This window comes from Mycobacterium sp. NGS22, assembly GCF_059813095.1.
Map to the genome: position 1 here is coordinate 256,108 of NZ_JCALDY010000004.1, position 17,188 is coordinate 273,295.

11 protein-coding genes are annotated in these 17,188 nt (G+C 66.8%); 1 reads left to right on the forward strand and 10 read right to left on the reverse strand.

The window, feature by feature from the left end; all coding sequences use genetic code 11:
• Window position 1: 1 nt before the first annotated feature.
• From AC5Y47_RS05635 to argC, 10 genes are all read right to left on the reverse strand, one after another.
• Window positions 2-6,286: an SDR family NAD(P)-dependent oxidoreductase gene (locus tag AC5Y47_RS05635; RefSeq protein ID WP_499942821.1), complete on the reverse strand. Its 6,285-nt coding sequence runs from the start codon at window positions 6,284-6,286 to the stop codon at window positions 2-4.
• A 16-nt stretch (window positions 6,287-6,302) separates the two neighbouring features.
• Window positions 6,303-7,364 carry a type III polyketide synthase gene (locus tag AC5Y47_RS05640; RefSeq protein WP_499942825.1) on the reverse strand — a complete coding sequence of 354 codons (1,062 nt, stop codon included), beginning with the start codon at window positions 7,362-7,364 and terminating at the stop codon, window positions 6,303-6,305.
• 122 nt (window positions 7,365-7,486) lie between these two features.
• Window positions 7,487-8,899, reverse strand: a complete 1,413-nt coding sequence (gene argH, locus AC5Y47_RS05645) for an argininosuccinate lyase (protein WP_499942827.1) — start codon at window positions 8,897-8,899, stop codon at window positions 7,487-7,489.
• A 79-nt stretch (window positions 8,900-8,978) separates the two neighbouring features.
• Window positions 8,979-10,175: an argininosuccinate synthase gene (locus tag AC5Y47_RS05650; protein ID WP_499942829.1), complete on the reverse strand. Its 1,197-nt coding sequence runs from the start codon at window positions 10,173-10,175 to the stop codon at window positions 8,979-8,981.
• Between the two features lie 13 nt (window positions 10,176-10,188).
• Window positions 10,189-10,695, reverse strand: coding sequence for an arginine repressor (locus tag AC5Y47_RS05655; RefSeq protein ID WP_499942831.1), 507 nt, complete (start codon window positions 10,693-10,695; stop codon window positions 10,189-10,191).
• Window positions 10,692-11,618, reverse strand: coding sequence for an ornithine carbamoyltransferase (argF, locus tag AC5Y47_RS05660; RefSeq protein ID WP_499942833.1), 927 nt, complete (start codon window positions 11,616-11,618; stop codon window positions 10,692-10,694). Before argF ends, AC5Y47_RS05655 begins: the two co-directional genes overlap by 4 nt.
• Window positions 11,615-12,805, reverse strand: a complete 1,191-nt coding sequence (locus AC5Y47_RS05665) for an acetylornithine transaminase (RefSeq protein WP_499942836.1) — start codon at window positions 12,803-12,805, stop codon at window positions 11,615-11,617. The genes argF and AC5Y47_RS05665 overlap by 4 nt, the downstream gene beginning before the upstream one ends.
• The gene (gene argB, locus AC5Y47_RS05670) at window positions 12,802-13,689 is read right to left on the reverse strand and encodes an acetylglutamate kinase (RefSeq protein WP_499942839.1); all 888 of its coding nucleotides are present in this window, start codon (window positions 13,687-13,689) and stop codon (window positions 12,802-12,804) included. The genes AC5Y47_RS05665 and argB overlap by 4 nt, the downstream gene beginning before the upstream one ends.
• On the reverse strand, window positions 13,686-14,900 hold the full coding sequence (gene argJ / locus AC5Y47_RS05675) for a bifunctional glutamate N-acetyltransferase/amino-acid acetyltransferase ArgJ (RefSeq protein WP_499942841.1): 1,215 nt from the start codon (window positions 14,898-14,900) through the stop codon (window positions 13,686-13,688). Before argJ ends, argB begins: the two co-directional genes overlap by 4 nt.
• Window positions 14,897-15,940 (reverse strand): N-acetyl-gamma-glutamyl-phosphate reductase, encoded by a 1,044-nt coding sequence (argC, locus tag AC5Y47_RS05680; protein WP_499942843.1) that lies wholly within the window; start codon window positions 15,938-15,940, stop codon window positions 14,897-14,899. Before argC ends, argJ begins: the two co-directional genes overlap by 4 nt.
• A 361-nt stretch (window positions 15,941-16,301) precedes the next feature.
• Between argC and AC5Y47_RS05685 the strand changes: the two genes are divergently transcribed.
• Window positions 16,302-17,188 (forward strand): PE family protein (locus tag AC5Y47_RS05685; RefSeq protein ID WP_499942847.1); only part of this gene is annotated, 887 nt, incomplete at its 3' end.

Consider the following 17,188-nt stretch of genomic DNA (forward strand, 5'->3'; position numbering starts at 1 on the left):
TCTAGGACCCGAGTTCTTCGTCGAGGATGGCGAACAGTTCGTCATCGCTGGCGGCGGCCAGGTCGTCGTCGGTGGTCAAGTTGGCCAGGATGGCCTGCAGTCGGTGGGACAGCTGGGTTCTTTCCTGCGGGGTCCAGTCCGCCCGGTCCACCAGAGCGTCCAGTTCACGGGTGATGTCGTGGAAGCGCGCCAGTGGGTCGGCCTGTTCAGTCGGGGTCGCCAGCCGGACGCCGAGGTGCTCGGCCAGGGCGCTGGGACTCGGATAGTCGAAGATCAGGGTGGGCGAAAGAGTAAGTCCGGTAGCAGTTTTGAGCCGGTTGCGCAATTCGACGGCGGTGAGCGAGTCGAACCCCAGCTCCTGAAATGCGCGCTGAGCGTTGATGTCAGCGGTACTCGAACGGCCCAGGACGGTGGCGGCGTTGCTGCACACCACGTCGACCAGTTCGCGATAGCGCTGCTCGGCGTCGAGGCGACGTAGTCGCGTAGCCAAGCCTGTTGCCGGAGAATCGGTTTGGCCGGTATCGACGATCCGTCGAATGGGGCGGCGCATCAGTTCTTGCAGCAGCGGCGGGGCATCATCGGCCAGTGCGGCGGCATCGAGGCGGGTGGCCGCCACCACTCCCGGGTCTGCGGCGATCGCGGCATCGAACAAGTCGAGTGCCTGCCGAGTGGACAGCGTCGCCAATCCCACCCGACCCATCCGGGCCTTGTCGCGATCGTCGAGATGCCGCGTCATCGCGCTGGCCTGCTCCCACAGTCCCCACGCCAGGGACAGGCCAGGCAATCCCTGGGTGCGCCGGTGTGCCACCAACGCGTCGAGGAAGCTGTTGGCCGCCGCGTAATTGCCCTGGCCGGGGGTGCCCAGCAAGCCGGCCATCGAGGAAAACACCACGAAGACAGCCGGTTCGAGATCACGGGTCAAGTTGTGCAGGTTCCATGCTCCGTCGACTTTGGCGCGCAGCACCGCGTCCACCCGCTCCGGCGTCAACGATGCGATCAACCCGTCGTCGAGGATTCCGGCGGCATGGATGACTGCCCGGAGTGGAAACTCCTCCGGTATCTGCCCCAGCAGCGCGGCAACGGCGTCGCGATCGGCCACGTCAGCGGCGACCACCGACACCCGCGCCGCACCCGCCTCCAGCTCACGCACCAACTCCGAAGTGCCTTGCGCGCCGGAGCGGCTGACGAGCAGCACATGCGGGACCCGGTAGTGGGACACCAAGTGTCGGGCCAGCGCAGCACCGGCCATCCCGGTACCGCCGGTGATCAGGACGGTGCCGGTCGAGATCGCGTCGGCGGTGGTGCCCGGAAGAGTCAACACCACCTTGCCGGTATGACGGGCCTGGCTGACGAACCGATACGCCTGCCGCACAGAGCGCACGTCGAACGTCTTGACCGGCAACGGCGCCAGGCTGCCGGTCCGGAACAAGCCGGTCAGCTCGCTGAGCATCTGTGCGGTGTGATCGGGTCCCGCCTCGATCAAGTCGAATGCCCGGTACCCGATTCCGTGCCCGATGAGTGCGTTCGCGTCGCGGAGGTCGGTCTTGCCCATCTCGATGAATCGTCCGCCCGGCGCCAACAGTCGCAGCGAGGCGTCGACGAATTCACCGGTCAGGGAGTTCACCACCAGATCGACGCCGGCGCCGCCTGCGGTGACCCGGAACTTGTGCTCGAAGTCCAGGCTTCGGGAATCGCCGATGTGGTCGTCGTCAAAACCCATCGCGCGCAGCGTGTCCCATTTGCCGCGGCTCGCGGTGGCGAACACCTCCAGCCCCCAATGCCGGGCCAGCTGCACCGCCGCCATGCCGACACCTCCGGTGGCGGCGTGTATCAACACCCGCTCGCCGACTCGAGCTGCACCCAACACCTTCAGTCCGTACCAGGCGGTCAGGAACACCACGGGCACACCCGCGGCCGACTCCAGCGACCAGCCCGCCGGCACCGCTGTAACCAGCCGGCGATCGACCACCGCTTCGGGTCCGACCACTCCCAACAGTCCCATCACGGCGTCGCCGACGGCGACATCGGAAACCCCCGGCCCCACTTCGACGACGACCCCGGCGCCCTCGACGCCCAACTCGCCGGCGCCCGGGTACATCCCCAACGCCACCAACACATCTCGGAAGTTCACCCCTACCGCGGCCACCGCGACGCGCAGCTGTCCGGCCGCGAGGGCGGATCGCGCACAGGAACCTACCTGGACGCCCTCCAGCGTCCCCGAACCGTCGGTGACCAGACGCCATCCGTCATCGGCCTCGGGCAGTGTGAGTCTCGGACTCAGGGGCTTGAGCCGGGCCCGATAGGCCACCCCACTCCGCACGATCAGTTGCGTCTCCCCGCAACCGATTACCTTGCCGACATCGACGGATCCGTCGGAATCAAGGAGCAGCACCCGGCCCGGGTGTTCGGCCTGGGCCGAACGCACCAATCCCCACACCGCCGCGCCGGGCAGATCCGAGACGGCCTCGTCGTCCAACGCCACCGCACCGCGCGTCAGCACGACCAGCAACCCTGGCTCGTCACCGGCCAACCAGTTCTGCAGCGTCGCCAGGGCCGCGTGAGTAGCGGAATAAACCGCCGACGGGTCCTCGGCATCCCCAGATGGCGGCTGCCACACCGTGACCGGAGTGTCGTCGCCGTCGGCAAGCGCGACCGGCGACCAAGCGACCTCGAACAGTCCGGCGTCGTCACGCACAACCGACGACTGCGCGGAGACGGGACGGAAAGTGAGGCTGCGCACGGTCAGTACGGGCAACCCGGTCGGGTCGGCCAGCTCCACCCGGACCGCGTGGGTGCCGGCGGGGCTGATCCGGACCCGCAACCGGGTGGCGCCCGCGGCATGCAACGACACACCCTGCCAGGCGAACGGCAACACCGTGTCGGTCTGCGGACCGCAAACACCCAAAGCGTGTAGCGCGCCGTCCAGCAGCGCAGGATGCATACCGAAACCCGTTGCGGTCAGACCGGCGTCTTCGGCCAGCACGACTTCGGCATAGAGGTCGCCGCCGGACTGCCACACCGCCTGCAGACCCTGAAACGCCGGCCCATAGTCGTATCCCCGCGCGGCCAGCCGAGCGTAGGCGTCGGCCAACTCGATCGGCTCGGCGTTCGGCGGGGGGCACGACGACACGTGGGTCTGCGGAGTCAGCTCACCTCCGCTCAGCATCCCTTGGGCATGCAGAACCCATCCCGAATCCGGTTGAGCGGCGGCCGAATAGATCGAGATCGTGCGTCGAGCAGAATCGTCTGAGGCACCGACCACTACCTGGATCCGCACCGCGGCGTCGTCAGGCAACGGCAGCGGGGTCGACAGGGTCAGCTCGTCGAGCACCGGGAGTCCGACTTGATCTCCCGCCCGGATAGCGAGTTCGACGAATCCGGCACCCGGAAACAGCACGGTGCCGTTGACCGCGTGGTCGGTGAGCCAGGGCTGTGCGGCCGCGGACAATTGGCCCGTCAACACCACGCCGCCGGAGTCGGGCCGCTCCACGACCGCGCCGAGCAGCGCGTGCTCGGCGCCCTGCAACCCGTCCCGGCGTATATCCCGGGCCGTCGACTCGGCAAGCCAAAACCGCCGCCGCGCAAAGCCATACGTCGGCAACGCCACTTGCTCGGCGCCGGGGAACGCAGGCCGCCAATCCACGGTCACGCCGGCCACGTGGGCCTGGGCCGCCGAGAGCCAGAACCGTCGCAGTCCGCCGTCGTCGCGACCCAAAGTGGGTACGATTACCGGTTGGGCGGCGGGATTGCGCACGGCCAGCGTGTCTTCGACGGCCGCGGTCAGCACCGGGTGCGGGCTGGATTCAATGAACACCTGGTAGCCCATTTCCGATGCCGCGCTCACCGCGCTTTCGAATTGCACTGTGCGCCGCAGGCTTTCGTACCAGTAGTCCGGGGTGAGTTCGGCGGTGTCGATGACGTGCCCGGTCAGCGTGGAGAAGAACGTCACGGAGGACGATTGCGGCTCGATACCTGTGAGCGCCTCGAGGAGCGGGGTGCGGATCGCATCGATGTGGGCGCTGTGGGAGGCGTAGTCGACGTCGATCCGGCGGGCGCGCAGGCCGTCGGCGTCACATTGCCGCACCAATTCGGCCACGGCGTCCACTTCGCCGGACACGGCCACCGCCGAAACACCGTTCACGGCAGCGATACTCAAGCGCCCGCCCCACGGTGCCACCAACCTCTCGGCTTCGGACGGACCGACGGCCAGCGAAGCCATGCCGCCCGCCCCCGACAGCTGTGTCAGCAGCCGACTGCGCCGCGCCACCACACGCGCCGCATCCTGCAACGACAGCGCCCCGGCCACGTAGGCAGCCGCGATCTCACCCTGCGAATGTCCGATCACCGCATCGGGTGTGACGCCCATCGAACGCCACAACTCAGCCAAGGACACCATCACCGCCCACAGCGCCGGCTGTACCACGTCCACCCGGTCCAGACTCGGGGCGTCGGGGGCGCAACGGAGAACGTCGATCACCGACCAGTCGACATGTACGCGCAGCGCCTCGTCACAACGCTGCATCTGCTCGGCGAAAACCGGTGCACTACCCAGCAATTCGGCGCCCATGCCAGCCCACTGCGAGCCTTGCCCGGGGAACACGAACACCGTCTTGCCCATCAGCGTGCGTGCCCGGCCGACCACCGTGCCGGAACCCTGCTCGCCGGCAGCCAATCCCGCGAGTTCGGCCAGCAACTGCTGACGATCGGCGCCCACCAGGACCGCGCGATGTTCGAACATTGCCCGTGTGCCAACCAGCGACAAGCCGACATCGGGCGCACTCAGGGCGTCGTCGGCGCTGACCCAGGCCGACAACCGTCGCACCTGGTTGCGCAGCGCGGCGGGCGAGCGCGCCGACACCACCCACGGCGCTGCACCGTCAACCCCTTCGCGCACAGCCCTTTCGACCGCAGGCGCCTCCTCCAGAATCACGTGCGCGTTGGTCCCGCTGATCCCGAACGACGACACCGCAGCACGACGTGGCCGTCCAGAGCGTGGCCACGCCCGCGCCTCGGTCAACAGCGACACCGCACCGGCAGACCAATCCACCTGCGGCGTGGGCGCATCCACATGCAATGTCTTGGGCATGACGCCGTGCCGCATCGCCAACGTCATCTTCATCACCCCGGCCACGCCGGCCGCGGCCGACGTGTGCCCCATGTTGGACTTGATCGAGCCGAGCCGCAGCGGCTCGGTGCGCCCCTGACCGTATGTCGCCAGGATCGCTTGTGCCTCAATGGGATCCCCCAGAGTGGTTCCCGTCCCGTGCCCTTCGACCACGTCGACGCCGGCGGCGCCCAACCGCGCGCTCGCCAATGCCGCGCGGATCACCCGCTGCTGGGACGGACCGTTGGGGGTTGCCAGACCATTGGACGCGCCGTCCTGGTTGACCGCGGAACCCCGCACCAGCGCCAGGACCTGATGACCCAACCGCTGCGCATCTGCCAACCGTTCCACGACCAGCGCACCGGCACCCTCGGCGAAAGCCGTGCCGTCAGCGGCGGCGGCGTACGCCTTGCACCGGCCGTCAACCGAAAGTGCCCGCTGCCGGCTGAATTCGACGAACATCGCGGGCGTGGCCATCACCGTCACCCCACCCACCAGGGCCAGGTCGCACTCCCGCGACCGCAGCGACTGCACGGCCAGGTGCAGCGCCACCAGCGACGACGAGCACGCGGTGTCGGTCGACACTGCGGGCCCTTCCAGACCCAGCACATACGCCACCCGGCCCGACGCCACGCTCAGCGTCGAACCACGTAGCCCATAGCGTTCCAGGTCGCCGGGCACCCGGCCCTGGCCGCCGTAGGAACCATGGAAGATGCCGACGAACACGCCGGTCGGCGAGCCTCGCAACGTGAGCGGGTCGATTCCGGCTCGCTCCAACGCTTCCCAGGACACTTCCAACAGCAGCCGCTGCTGTGGATCCATCGCGAGCACCTCGCTGGGCGCGATACCGAAGAACTCGGCGTCGAATCCGGCGACGTCGCCGAGGAAACCCCCGGCACGGGTGTAGGACTTACCGACCGCGTCGGGATCAGGATCGAACAGCGACGCGCGGTCCCAGCCGCGATCCGTCGGAAACTCCGAGACCACGTCGCGGCCGTCGGCCACCATCTGCCACAGCGCCTCGGGCGAATCCACCCCGCCGGGATACCGGCAACCCATGCCCACCAACGCAATTGGTTCAGTGCTTTGCGCCAAATAGGCGCGGCTTTCCCGCTTGAGGCGCTCGTTTTCTTTGAGAGATCTCCGCAGGGCCTGGATAAGCTCGTCTTGGGTGCTGGTCATGCCACACGAAAAGTATTCAGTGCCAGCGCAACAGCACCAGTTCGGAACAGAACCCGGGCCCCATCGCGATCATCAGGCCCGGACTTCCGCTGGGCGGCGGTTTGGCGATGGTGTCACGCAGCACATGCAATACCGACGCCGACGACAGGTTGCCGATCTCCCCCAGCGAGCGCCAGGTCAATTCCAGCGCTTCCGTTGGCAGATCAAGGGTCTCGGTGATCGCCTCGATGATCTTGGGTCCGCCCGGGTGGGTCACCCAGGCACCGACATCGGCGACGTTCAGGCCATGCTCGCCCAGGAACGCGGTGACGTCGGTGCCCAGATACTGCTTGACGACCGCGGCCAGGTCCTTGGACAAGACCAACTCGAACCCGGCCGAGCCGACGTCGTAACCCATGGTACGCAACGAGTCGGGATAGAGATGGCTGCGCGAGTCGAGGATGGATGGGCCGGCCGCCGCGAGCTGTTCGGCGCGGCGATCCCCGACGCCGACCACCGCTGCCGCGCCGTCAGCAAACAGTGCGCTACCTACCAGTCCGGCTACCGACGGCTTGTACCCGGGGAAGGTCAGCGAGCACAGTTCGACCGCGACCAGTGCTGCGACGCCGTCGGGAGCGCCCCGCAGGTAGTCGTGCAACCGGGCCACCCCCGCCGCGCCGGCCACACAACCCAGCCCGAACAGCGGCACGCGGCGCACGTCGGGACGCAGCCCGACCCGTCCGGCGATCCGGGCGTCCAGCGAAGGCACGGCGAGTCCGGTCACCGTGGTGGTGATGAGCACGTCGAGATCCTCGGGCGCCAGCCCCGCCTCGTCGAGCGCACCCATCAGCGCCTCGACGCCCAGATCCACGGCCTTCTCGATGAAAATCCCGTTGGCCTCGCCGAAGTCGTTGAGTTTCGGGTACTTCTCCAGCGGGAGCACGAGGTGGCGGCTGTTCACTTTCGCGCTGGCGTGCAATTGCCGGACGATGTCTTCATAACCCTCGAAATCGGGAATGTTGACAAAGGTGTCGGTCAGTTCGTGCTGCGAGTAGCGATACGGTGGCAAGGCGCCGAAGACACCTGCGATGACGCTCATTGGTCCCACCCCTTTGATACGAACATCAAGGCCACATTGTTCACCAAGATCGGTCAATCGGATCGCGCAAAGGTCAAAGTTTAGTCCGCCCTAATCGGACCGGCAAAGAAGCAGGACGACACTCAGCGCTGCAGCTGCCCCCGCAGCCCGTCGGCCGCCGAGCGCAACGCGGTGAGTTGCTGGGCAACCTGATTAGGCGCGGTGCCGCCCCGGCGATCACGTGACATGACCGAACCCTCGATGGTCAGCACGTCGCGGACCTGCGGCGTCAAGTCGGTGCTGATCGCGGCCAGCTCGTCGTCGGTGAGCTCTTGCAGCCCGACACCGCGCTGTTCGGCGGTACGCACCGCCGCGCCGGCCGCCTCGTGCGCAGACCGGAACGGAACACCTTGTCGCACAAGCCATTCAGCGATATCTGTGGCGAGTGTGTAACCGGCCGGCGCTAGTGCGGCCATCCGCTCGACATGGAAGGTCAGGCTGCCCACCAGCCCGGCCATCGCCGGCAGCAGCAACTCCAGCTGCAGCACCGAGTCGAACACCGGCTCCTTGTCCTCCTGCAGGTCGCGGTTGTAGGCCAATGGCTGGGCTTTGAGCGTGGCCAGCAGCCCGGCCAGGTTGCCGATCAGCCGCCCGGACTTGCCCCGGGCCAGTTCGGCGATGTCGGGGTTCTTTTTCTGGGGCATGATCGAGCTGCCGGTGGACCACGAGTCGTGCAAGCTGACGTAGCCGAACTCCGTCGAACTCCACAAGATGATGTCCTCGGCCAGCCGGGACAGATCGACGGCGATCATTGCGAAGACGAACGCCGCCTCGGCCGCGAAGTCCCGGGCGGCGGTGGCGTCGACCGAGTTGTCGGCGGCGGCGGTGAAGCCAAGGTCGGCGGCGATGGCGTCGGGATCCAGGCCCAGCGACGAGCCGGCCAGCGCGCCCGAGCCGTAGGGCGAGATCGCCGCCCGCTTGTCGAAGTCGACGATGCGGTCCACATCGCGCAGCAACGGCTGCGCGTGGGCGAGCAGATGATGCGCCAGCAGGATCGGCTGGGCCGACTGCAGGTGCGTCTTGCCCGGCATGATGTCCGTCGGGTGGGCGGCGGCCTGGTCTGCCAGCGCGGCGACGACGTCGAGCACGCCGTCAGCGACCCGCCGTACCGCGTCGCGCAGCCACATCCGGAACAGGGTCGCCACCTGGTCGTTACGCGACCGCCCGGCCCGCAAGCGGCCACCGAGATCCGCCCCGACGCGGTCGATGAGTCCGCGTTCCAGCGCGGCGTGCACGTCTTCGTCGGAGACCAGTGGACCGAAGCTACCGTCGGCGACGTCCTCGGCCAGGCTGTCCAGTCCCGCCAGCAAGCCGTCGCGCTGTTCTTCGGTGAGCAGGCCGGCCCGGTAGAGCACCACGGTGTGGGCGCGCGAAGCGATGATGTCGTACGGTGCCAGCACCCAGTCGAAATGGGTCGATTTGCTCAGCGCGGCCAACGCGTCGGAGGGCCCGCCGGCGAACCGGCCACCCCACAACGACCCCTCGTTGGTGCTCACTTTTTTGTGCCGAGCAGACGCAAAAGCCCCTTTGCGCCCGGCGTGTCGGGGGCTTTTGCGTCTGCTCGCCAGACGACGGTCACCGCAGGTCCCGGCGGGCGGACAGCTTCGATGACAACCCGTGCACGTAGACGAAGCCCTTCGACATGGACTGGTCGAAGGTGTCGCCCTCGTCGTAGGTGGCCAGGTTGAAGTCGTAGAGCGACTCCGCACTGCGCCGCCCGTTGACGGCGATGTGACCGCCGTGCAGGACCAGCCGAATCTCGCCGGTGACGTGCTCCTGGGTCTTGGCGACGAAGCTCTCCAATGCGATCTTCAGCGGCGAGTACCACAGGCCGTCGTATACCAGTTCGGCCCAGCGCTGGTCGGTCTGACGTTTGAACCGGCCCAACTCGCGCTCGAGGGTGACGTGCTCGAGTTCGGCGTGCGCGGTGATCAGCACCATCGCGCCGGGCGCCTCGTAGATCTCGCGACTCTTGATGCCCACCAACCGGTCTTCGACGACATCGAGGCGCCCGACACCCTGTGCGCCGGCGCGCCGGTTCAGTTCCTCGATGGCCTGCAAGACAGATGTCGACTTGCCGTCGATGGAAACCGGCACGCCCTGTTCGAAGCCGACGATCACCTCGTCGGGGGTGTTCCAGTTGACGGTCGGATCTTCGGTGTAGTCGTAGACGTCTTTGGTAGGCGCATTCCAAAGGTGTTCGAGGAAGCCGGTTTCCACCGCACGGCCCCACACGTTCTGGTCGATCGAGAACGGCGAGCGTTTGGTGACGTTGATCGGGATGGCGTTCTCCTCGGCGAACGCGATGGCCTTCTCGCGGGTCCAGGCGTAATCGCGGACCGGGGCCAGTACCTCGAGATCGGGTGCCAGCGAAGCGAATCCGACTTCGAATCGAACTTGGTCATTGCCCTTGCCGGTGCAGCCGTGCGCGACGATGCCGCCGCCGTGCTCGCGTGCCGCGGCGACCAGATGCTTGACGATCAACGGCCGGCTGATGGCCGACACCAGCGGATAGCGGTCCATGTAGAGCGCGTTGTTGAGGATGGTGGGCAGGCAGTAGCCGTCCGCGAACTCGTCACGGGCGTCGACGACGACGGCTTCGACGGCGCCGCAGTCCAGTGCCCGTTGGCGGACGACCTCCATGTCCTCGCCGCCCTGGCCGAGGTCGATCGCTACGGCGACGACCTCGCGGCCGGTCTCCTTGCCGATCCAGCTGATGGCCACCGAGGTGTCCAGGCCGCCGGAATAGGCCAGGATGACGCGCTCTGACATGAACCAATCTCCTTTATCTGAGGTTCTCGATAGCGGTGGCCAGATCGGCGCCGGTCATCGGCTCACGAGCTGCCACGAACACGGTGTCATCACCGGCGATGGTGCCGACCACGTACGGTAACGCGGCGCGGTCGAGCGCGCTGGCCAGGTAGTGGGCGCCCCCGGGCGGGGTGCGCAACACCGCGAGGTTGGCGCTGGCGTCGGTGGACACCAGCAGCTCGGCGAGCAGCCTGGAAAGCCGTCCGGTACCGCCGGCGACCCCGCGTACCGGGCTGCCGTCCTCGGGGACGACGTAGACGCCGACACCGCCGTCGGCGCCGCGCAGCTTGACCGCGCCCAGTTCCTCGAGGTCGCGGGACAGGGTGGCCTGGGTGACCTCGATTCCTTCCGCCGCCAGCAGGGCCGCGAGTTGGCTTTGACTGTGCACCTCCCGGGTGGACAGCATCGCCACGATGCGAGCCTGCCGTCCGGCGCGATTGGCGCTGATCTCCGGTGACGCTTTGGTGTTGCCGTTCGTCATCGTGACCGCTCCAACAGCCAGACCAGCAGCGCCTTCTGCGCATGCAGTCGATTTTCGGCCTCGTCCCACACCGCGCTGGCCGGCCCGTCCATCACTTCATCGGTGATCTCGTCGCCGCGGTGCGCCGGAAGGCAATGCAGCACAATGGCTTCGGGGTGCGCAAGGTCGAGCAGTCGCTGGTTGATCTGGAACGGCCGGAACGGCTTGACGCGATCCAGGCCGTCGTCTTCCTGTCCCATCGACGTCCAGGTATCGGTCACCAGGACGTCGGCGCCGTCGGCGCCTGAGTCCGGGTCATCGGTCACGGTCAGCTCGGCGCCGGTCTCCCGGGCGCGGCGCTCGGTGGCGGCGACTACGCCGGAATCGGGTGTAAACCCTTCCGGTGCAGCGATGGTGACGTGCATGCCGGCGGTCACCGCACCGAGCATCAGCGAGTGAGCCATGTTGTTGCTGCCGTCGCCGAGGTAGGTCAACTTCAAGCCGTGGAGGCTTCCTTTGCGCTCGGCGATCGTCTGCAGGTCGGCCAGCACCTGACAGGGATGGAACACGTCGGACAGCGCGTTGACGACGGGCACCGTGGCAGCCGAGGCCATGGCGACGAGGCGCTCTTGCCCGAAGGTCCGCCACACGATGGCATCGACGAAGCGGGACAGCACCCGTGCGGTGTCCTCCAAGGACTCGTCGCGGCCCAGTTGGGTGCTGCGTCCGTCGACGACCACGGCATGGCCGCCGAGTTGCGCGATGCCCATCTCGAAGGAGAACCGGGTCCGGGTGGAGTTCTTGTCGAAGATGACCGCGACTCCGCGGGGCCCCTCGAGGGGACGACGGGTGAACGGGTCCTTCTTCAGCTCAGCGGCAAGTTGGAGGACCTCGGCCTGTTCCGCAGCAGTCAGGTCGTCGTCACGCAGGAAATGTCTTGTCACGTCTGTGTTCCCGCCGCGTCGAGGATGCGCGGCAGCGCGGCGACGAAGCCGTCGAGCTGCTGCTCGGTGATGATCAGCGGCGGCGCCAGCCGAATAACGTTGGGCGCGGCCGCGTTCACCAGGTAACCGGCACTTCGGGCGGCCGCCTCGGCGTCTTTGGCGCTCGCGACGGTCAGCACGATCCCCAGCAGCAACCCCCTACCGCGCACGTGGTCGATCAACGGGTGGCCCAGTGATTCGATGCCGTGCCGCAGGGCCTTGCCTTTGACATCGGCACCACGCACCAAGTCGTCGGCGGCCAGCACCTTGAGCACCGCCAGCGCGGCCGCGGTGCAGACAGGGTTGCCGCCGAAGGTGCTGCCGTGCAATCCGGGAGTCAGCAGATCTGCGGCCCGCCCTATCGCGATGCACGCCCCGATCGGCAGCCCACCTCCGAGGCCCTTTGCCAATGTCACCACGTCGGGAGTGATGCCGTCGTGCTGATGGGCGTAAAACGTTCCCGTGCGGCCCATCCCGGTCTGCACCTCGTCGAGCACCAGCAAGGCGCCGTGCCGGGTGGTGATCTCACGCGCGGCCGTCAGGTAGCCCCCGGGGGGGACGACGACACCGCTCTCTCCCATGATCGGTTCGAGAAACACTGCGGCCGTGTCGTTGTCGACCGCGGCGGCCAACGCATCGGCGTCGCCGTATGGGATGTGAGTGACGTTGCCCGGCAGCGGTTGGAATGGCGCCTGCTTGGCGGGCTGTCCCGTGAGGGCCAGGGAACCCATCGTGCGGCCGTGAAACGCCTCCTGTGCGGCAACGAGTTTCGTGCGTCCGGTCAGGCGGGTCAACTTGAACGCCACCTCGTTGGCTTCGGTCCCGGAGTTGCAGAAGAACACACGCGCTTGGGCTTCGGCGCCGAGCAGGGCGATCAGTTGCTCGGCCAGCGCGATACCGGGTTCGGTGGCATAGAGGTTGGAGGTGTGCCCCAATGTCGACATCTGTTGTGTGACAGCATCGATGACGGCGGGGTGGCGGTGCCCGAGCACGTTGACGGCGATGCCGCCGAGCAGGTCGACGTAGGTCTTGCCGTCCACGTCGGTCAGCACGGCGCCGTCACCACTAGCCAGCGCCATCGGCGGTGTGCCGTAGTTGTTCATCATGACGGCCTGCCAACGCTGCTGCACCGCTTCGGTTTGCGTCACGCCGACACCACCTTGGTGCCGGTTCCCGCATTCGTGAACAACTCCACCAACACACAGTGCTCGACGCGTCCGTCGATGACGTGTGCGCTGGGCACACCGGCGGTGACGGCCCGCAGGCACGCTTCCACTTTGGGGATCATGCCCGCCTCCAGACGGGGTAACAGTTGGGCCAAGGTGGCCGTGTCGATCTCGCTGACCAACGAAGTTCTGTCCGGCCAACTGGTGAACAGACCTTCGACATCGGTGAGCATCAGCAGCTTTTCGGCTCCCAGCGCTTCGGCCAGCGCCGCTGCCGCCGTGTCAGCATTGATATTGTGCACCACGCCATCGACGTCGGGCGCCAACGTCGAGACCACCGGAATCCGCCGTGCGGCAATGAGATCCAACACCGCGGCGGTGTTCACCAACTCGACGTCACCCACCAGACCGATGTCTGTATCCACGCCGTCGACGGTGACGCTGCGACGTACGGCTGTGAACAGCTGAGCATCTTCACCGGTGATGCCGACCGCGTACGGTCCATGCGCATTGATCAGATTGACCAGTTCCCGGCCTACCTGCCCGAACAACACCATGCGGGCCACGTCGAGCACTTCCGGTGTGGTGACACGGAATCCACCCTTGAAATCACCGTCGATACCCAGCCGACGCAGCATGGCACTGATCTGCGGCCCTCCGCCGTGCACGACCACCGGATGGATGCCACAGTTGCGCAGGAATGCCATGTCGGAGGCAAACGCCCGCCGCAGTGATTCGTCGAGCATGGCGTGGCCACCGTATTTGACGACGACGATCTTGCCGTGCAACTGCTTGAGCCACGGCAGCGCTTCGGCCAAAACCTGCGCCTTGAGCTGGGTTGACAGCGATTCGGTGGTCTCCGTCATGAGCTGTAGGCCGAATTCTCTTCGACATATCCGTGCGACAGGTCCGTGGTGCGGATGGTGGCGGTGCCGTCGCCGACAGCGAGATCCACCACGATGTCGATGTCGCTGCCGGTCAGATCGACGTCGCGCGCGCCGGGGGCGCCGACGCCGTCCCGGTAGACGACGAAACCGTTGAAGGACACTGTGATCCGATCGGGTTCCAGGTAGACCGGGGCCAATCCAACGGCGGCCAGGACCCGTCCCCAGTTCGGGTCGGAACCGAACAATGCGGTCTTGACCAGGCTGTCGCGAGCGATCACCCGCGCTGCGGTCACCGCATCGTCTTCTGTGCGAGCACTTTTCACGGTCACGTGGACCCGCTTGGTGACACCCTCGGCGTCCGCCTGCAGCTGAGCGCACAGGTCGTCACAGACCCGCAACACCGCGTCTTCGAGATCCTCTGCCGCCGGGGCGATTTCACTGGCTCCCGACGAGAGCAGCAGCACGGTGTCGTTGGTCGAGCAGGTTCCGTCGACGTCGAGCCGGTCGAATGTGCGGATGGTGGCGCGTCGCAGCGCTTGCCCGAGGGCGTGGGCGTCGGCCACGGCGTCGGTGGTGATCACGCACAGCATGGTGGCCAGGGACGGCGCCAGCATGCCGGCGCCCTTTGCCATCCCGCCGACGGTCCAGTTGTCTTTGTGGTGCAGTGCAACCTGTTTGGGCACGGTATCTGTGGTCATGATGGCGTGCGCGGCATCGTCGCCGCCGGTAAGGCCACCGTGCATCTCGTGCACCACGTCGCGGACACCGGCCAGTACCTTATCCATCGGCAGCCGGTCGCCGATCAACCCGGTGGAGCACACCGCGACCTCTACGGCGCCGGTCTCGGTTCCCCAGTCCGACAACGCAGTTGCCACTGCTTCAGCGGTCGCGTGGGTGTCTTGGAAGCCACCGGGACCGGTACAGGCGTTGGCGCCACCGGAATTGAGGATCACCGCCCGCAGTCGCCCGGTCGTCAGCACCTGTTGTGTCCACAGCACCGGCGCGGCTTTGACTTTGTTGCGGGTGAGCACCCCCGCCGCCGCATAGTCGGGACCCTCGTTGAAGACCAGCGCCAGGTCGGGCGCACCGGATGCCTTGATGCCGGCCGCGATTCCGGCGGCGCGGAAGCCGGCTGGAGCCGTCACCCCTTGCGCCCGCACCAGCCTCGTGGAGTCGACGGTATCGGTCACGGTGCCACCCCGACGATCGAAAGCCCCTCGCCCTCCGGCCAACCCAGCGCCAGGTTCATCGACTGTACGGCGGCCCCACCGGTGCCTTTGACGAGGTTGTCGATCGCGGCGATCGCCACGAACGTCGCGGCGTCTTCGTCCACCGCGATGGCGATGTGTGCGGCGTTGCTACCGATCACGGACCCGGTGCGGGGCAGCTGCCCGTCAGGCAGCAGATGGACAAAGGGCTCTGCGTCATAGGCCTTCTCATATGCCGTTCGCAGTTGCGAGATCGGCGCTTGGGTGCGTGCGGTGCACGTCGCCAGGATTCCGCGTGAAGTCGGGATGAGCACCGGGGTAAACGACACTGTGACGTTACGGTCGGTCACCGCCCGCAGTCCTTGTGCGATCTCGGGGGTATGCCGGTGGACGCCGCCGACGCTGTAGGCGCGCGCCGATCCGATGACCTCCGCCCCGAGCAGGTCGGCCTTGGCTGTGCGCCCCGCCCCCGAAGTGCCGCTGATGGCGACGATGGTGACTGCGGGCTCGATGAGATCGTCGGCGACCGCAGGCAGGAGGGCCAGCAGTGCCGCCGTCGGATAGCAGCCCGGTACTGCGATACGGCGGGTCCCTTTCAACCGCTCCCGCGCTCCCGGTAGCTCCGGCAGGCCGTAAGGCCAGCTCCCGGAATGCGGAGAGCCATAGAACCGCTCCCAGGCCTGAGAATCGGTTAGTCGGAAATCCGCACCGCAGTCGATGACGAGCGTTTCGGGTCCGAGTTGCTCGGCGAGCGCTCCCGAATGCCCGTGCGGAAGACCGAGGAAGACGACGTCATGACCGCGCAGGACGGCAACCTCGGTGGGTTCGACGACGCGATGAGCCAACGGAATAAGGTGCGGGTGATGCTCGCCGAGCGTGCTGCCGGCGCTGGACGCCGCCGTCACTGATCCGATGACCAGCCGGCCGTCCGAGTAAGAGGGGTGTCCGAGCAGCAGGCGCAGGACCTCGCCGCCCGCGTATCCGGTGGCTCCGGCAACCGCTACCCGTATCGCGTCGACCATCCGGCGATTGTGCATGTTTATGCAGTCGTTCGCAAATTCATTCGTTGTGAGCAGATTTTTCGTTCTGCCACATGCGAGGAGGATCGGCGTTATCGTTGTCAAACCGACACGCCGCGGCGTACTGTCCCATTGTGTCGATTTCGCCCCATTCACATCGGAGCAAATGCTCTCGGGCACAACGGTTTTCGGCCAAAAGGTAGGACTGCGGCGGCGATCGCAGACCCTAAGATTCAGGGCCGAAAACTCTTAGAAATAACTGGTTTAAGCGCCCTCCCCTTTGGGGACCTATTGGGCACGTGTTGTCTCAGCGGCGTTCGGGCGTCGTCGAGTCAAGGCTTGTCTATTTGGGTCATCTGGGGAGATGGACATGTCATTTGTTATCGCTGTACCTGCGTTCGTGGAAGCTGCGGCCGACCAGTTGGCCGGTATCGGGTCTTCACTAGTCGAGGTAAGTTCGTCGGCCGTACTCGCTACGACCGAGCTGGCGCCGGCCGCGGCGGACGAGGTATCGACCGCTATCGCGCGGCTGTTTGGCACCTTCGGTAGCGAATACCAGGCCGTCAACGCTCAAGCGGCGGCGTATCACCAGGAGTTCGTCACTCTCCTGACCCGAGGCGCGACGTCCTACGCCGCCGCGGAAGCACTCAATATTTCCGCGCTGTTCAACCTGAACAACATTGCGGCCAACATCGAGATCGGCCTCAACAACGTCGCCGCTGGTTTCCAAGGGGCCCTGAGCGGATCGCTCGGTGGCTTCGGCGGCTCGATCGGAGGTTCCGGGTCTCTGGGTCTGAACGCCGCCACCGCATTGCGGGCTCTCACGGCTCTTCCCAGCCTCGGCGCGGGGCTTGCTCTTGAGACTGGTGGCGCGTTGGCTTCTGGTCTCGGCACTGGACTGGCGCAGACCGGTCAGGCCATCATCGGCGCCGGCGCGGCCTTCCAGGGCCTGGGGGCAAGCCTGTCGGCATCTGGCGCCGCCTTGAGTGGCCAGGCGAATGCAGCGCTTTCCGCACTCGCGAATGCAGCTCTGGGCGCCAACCTCAATCTGAATCTGTCGGCAAACTTCAGCGGCATCCTCCCCAACCTCGCCGAACTTGCGGCGACCGGCGGACGACTCATCGGCAACATTTCCGCTGTGCTGACCGGTGGACTGCCCGCGCTCAACGCTGCTGTCACCGGCGGCCTGAATGCCCTGGTCGATTTGGCCGGCGACTTCACCCTGCCCCCGCTGCCCGGGTTCCCCGGCTT

Bases quoted from the DNA above. Each gene is read 5' to 3' on its own strand.
- AC5Y47_RS05635 (WP_499942821.1), bottom strand. From the start codon at position 6,286: ATGACCAGCACCCAAGACGAGCTTATCCAGGCCCTGCGGAGATCTCTC.
- AC5Y47_RS05640 (WP_499942825.1), bottom strand. From the start codon at position 7,364: ATGAGCGTCATCGCAGGTGTCTTCGGCGCCTTGCCACCGTATCGCTAC.
- AC5Y47_RS05650 (WP_499942829.1), bottom strand. From the start codon at position 10,175: ATGTCAGAGCGCGTCATCCTGGCCTATTCCGGCGGCCTGGACACCTCG.
- AC5Y47_RS05655 (WP_499942831.1), bottom strand. From the start codon at position 10,695: ATGACGAACGGCAACACCAAAGCGTCACCGGAGATCAGCGCCAATCGC.
- argB (WP_499942839.1), bottom strand. From the start codon at position 13,689: ATGACGGAGACCACCGAATCGCTGTCAACCCAGCTCAAGGCGCAGGTT.
- argC (WP_499942843.1), bottom strand. From the start codon at position 15,940: ATGGTCGACGCGATACGGGTAGCGGTTGCCGGAGCCACCGGATACGCG.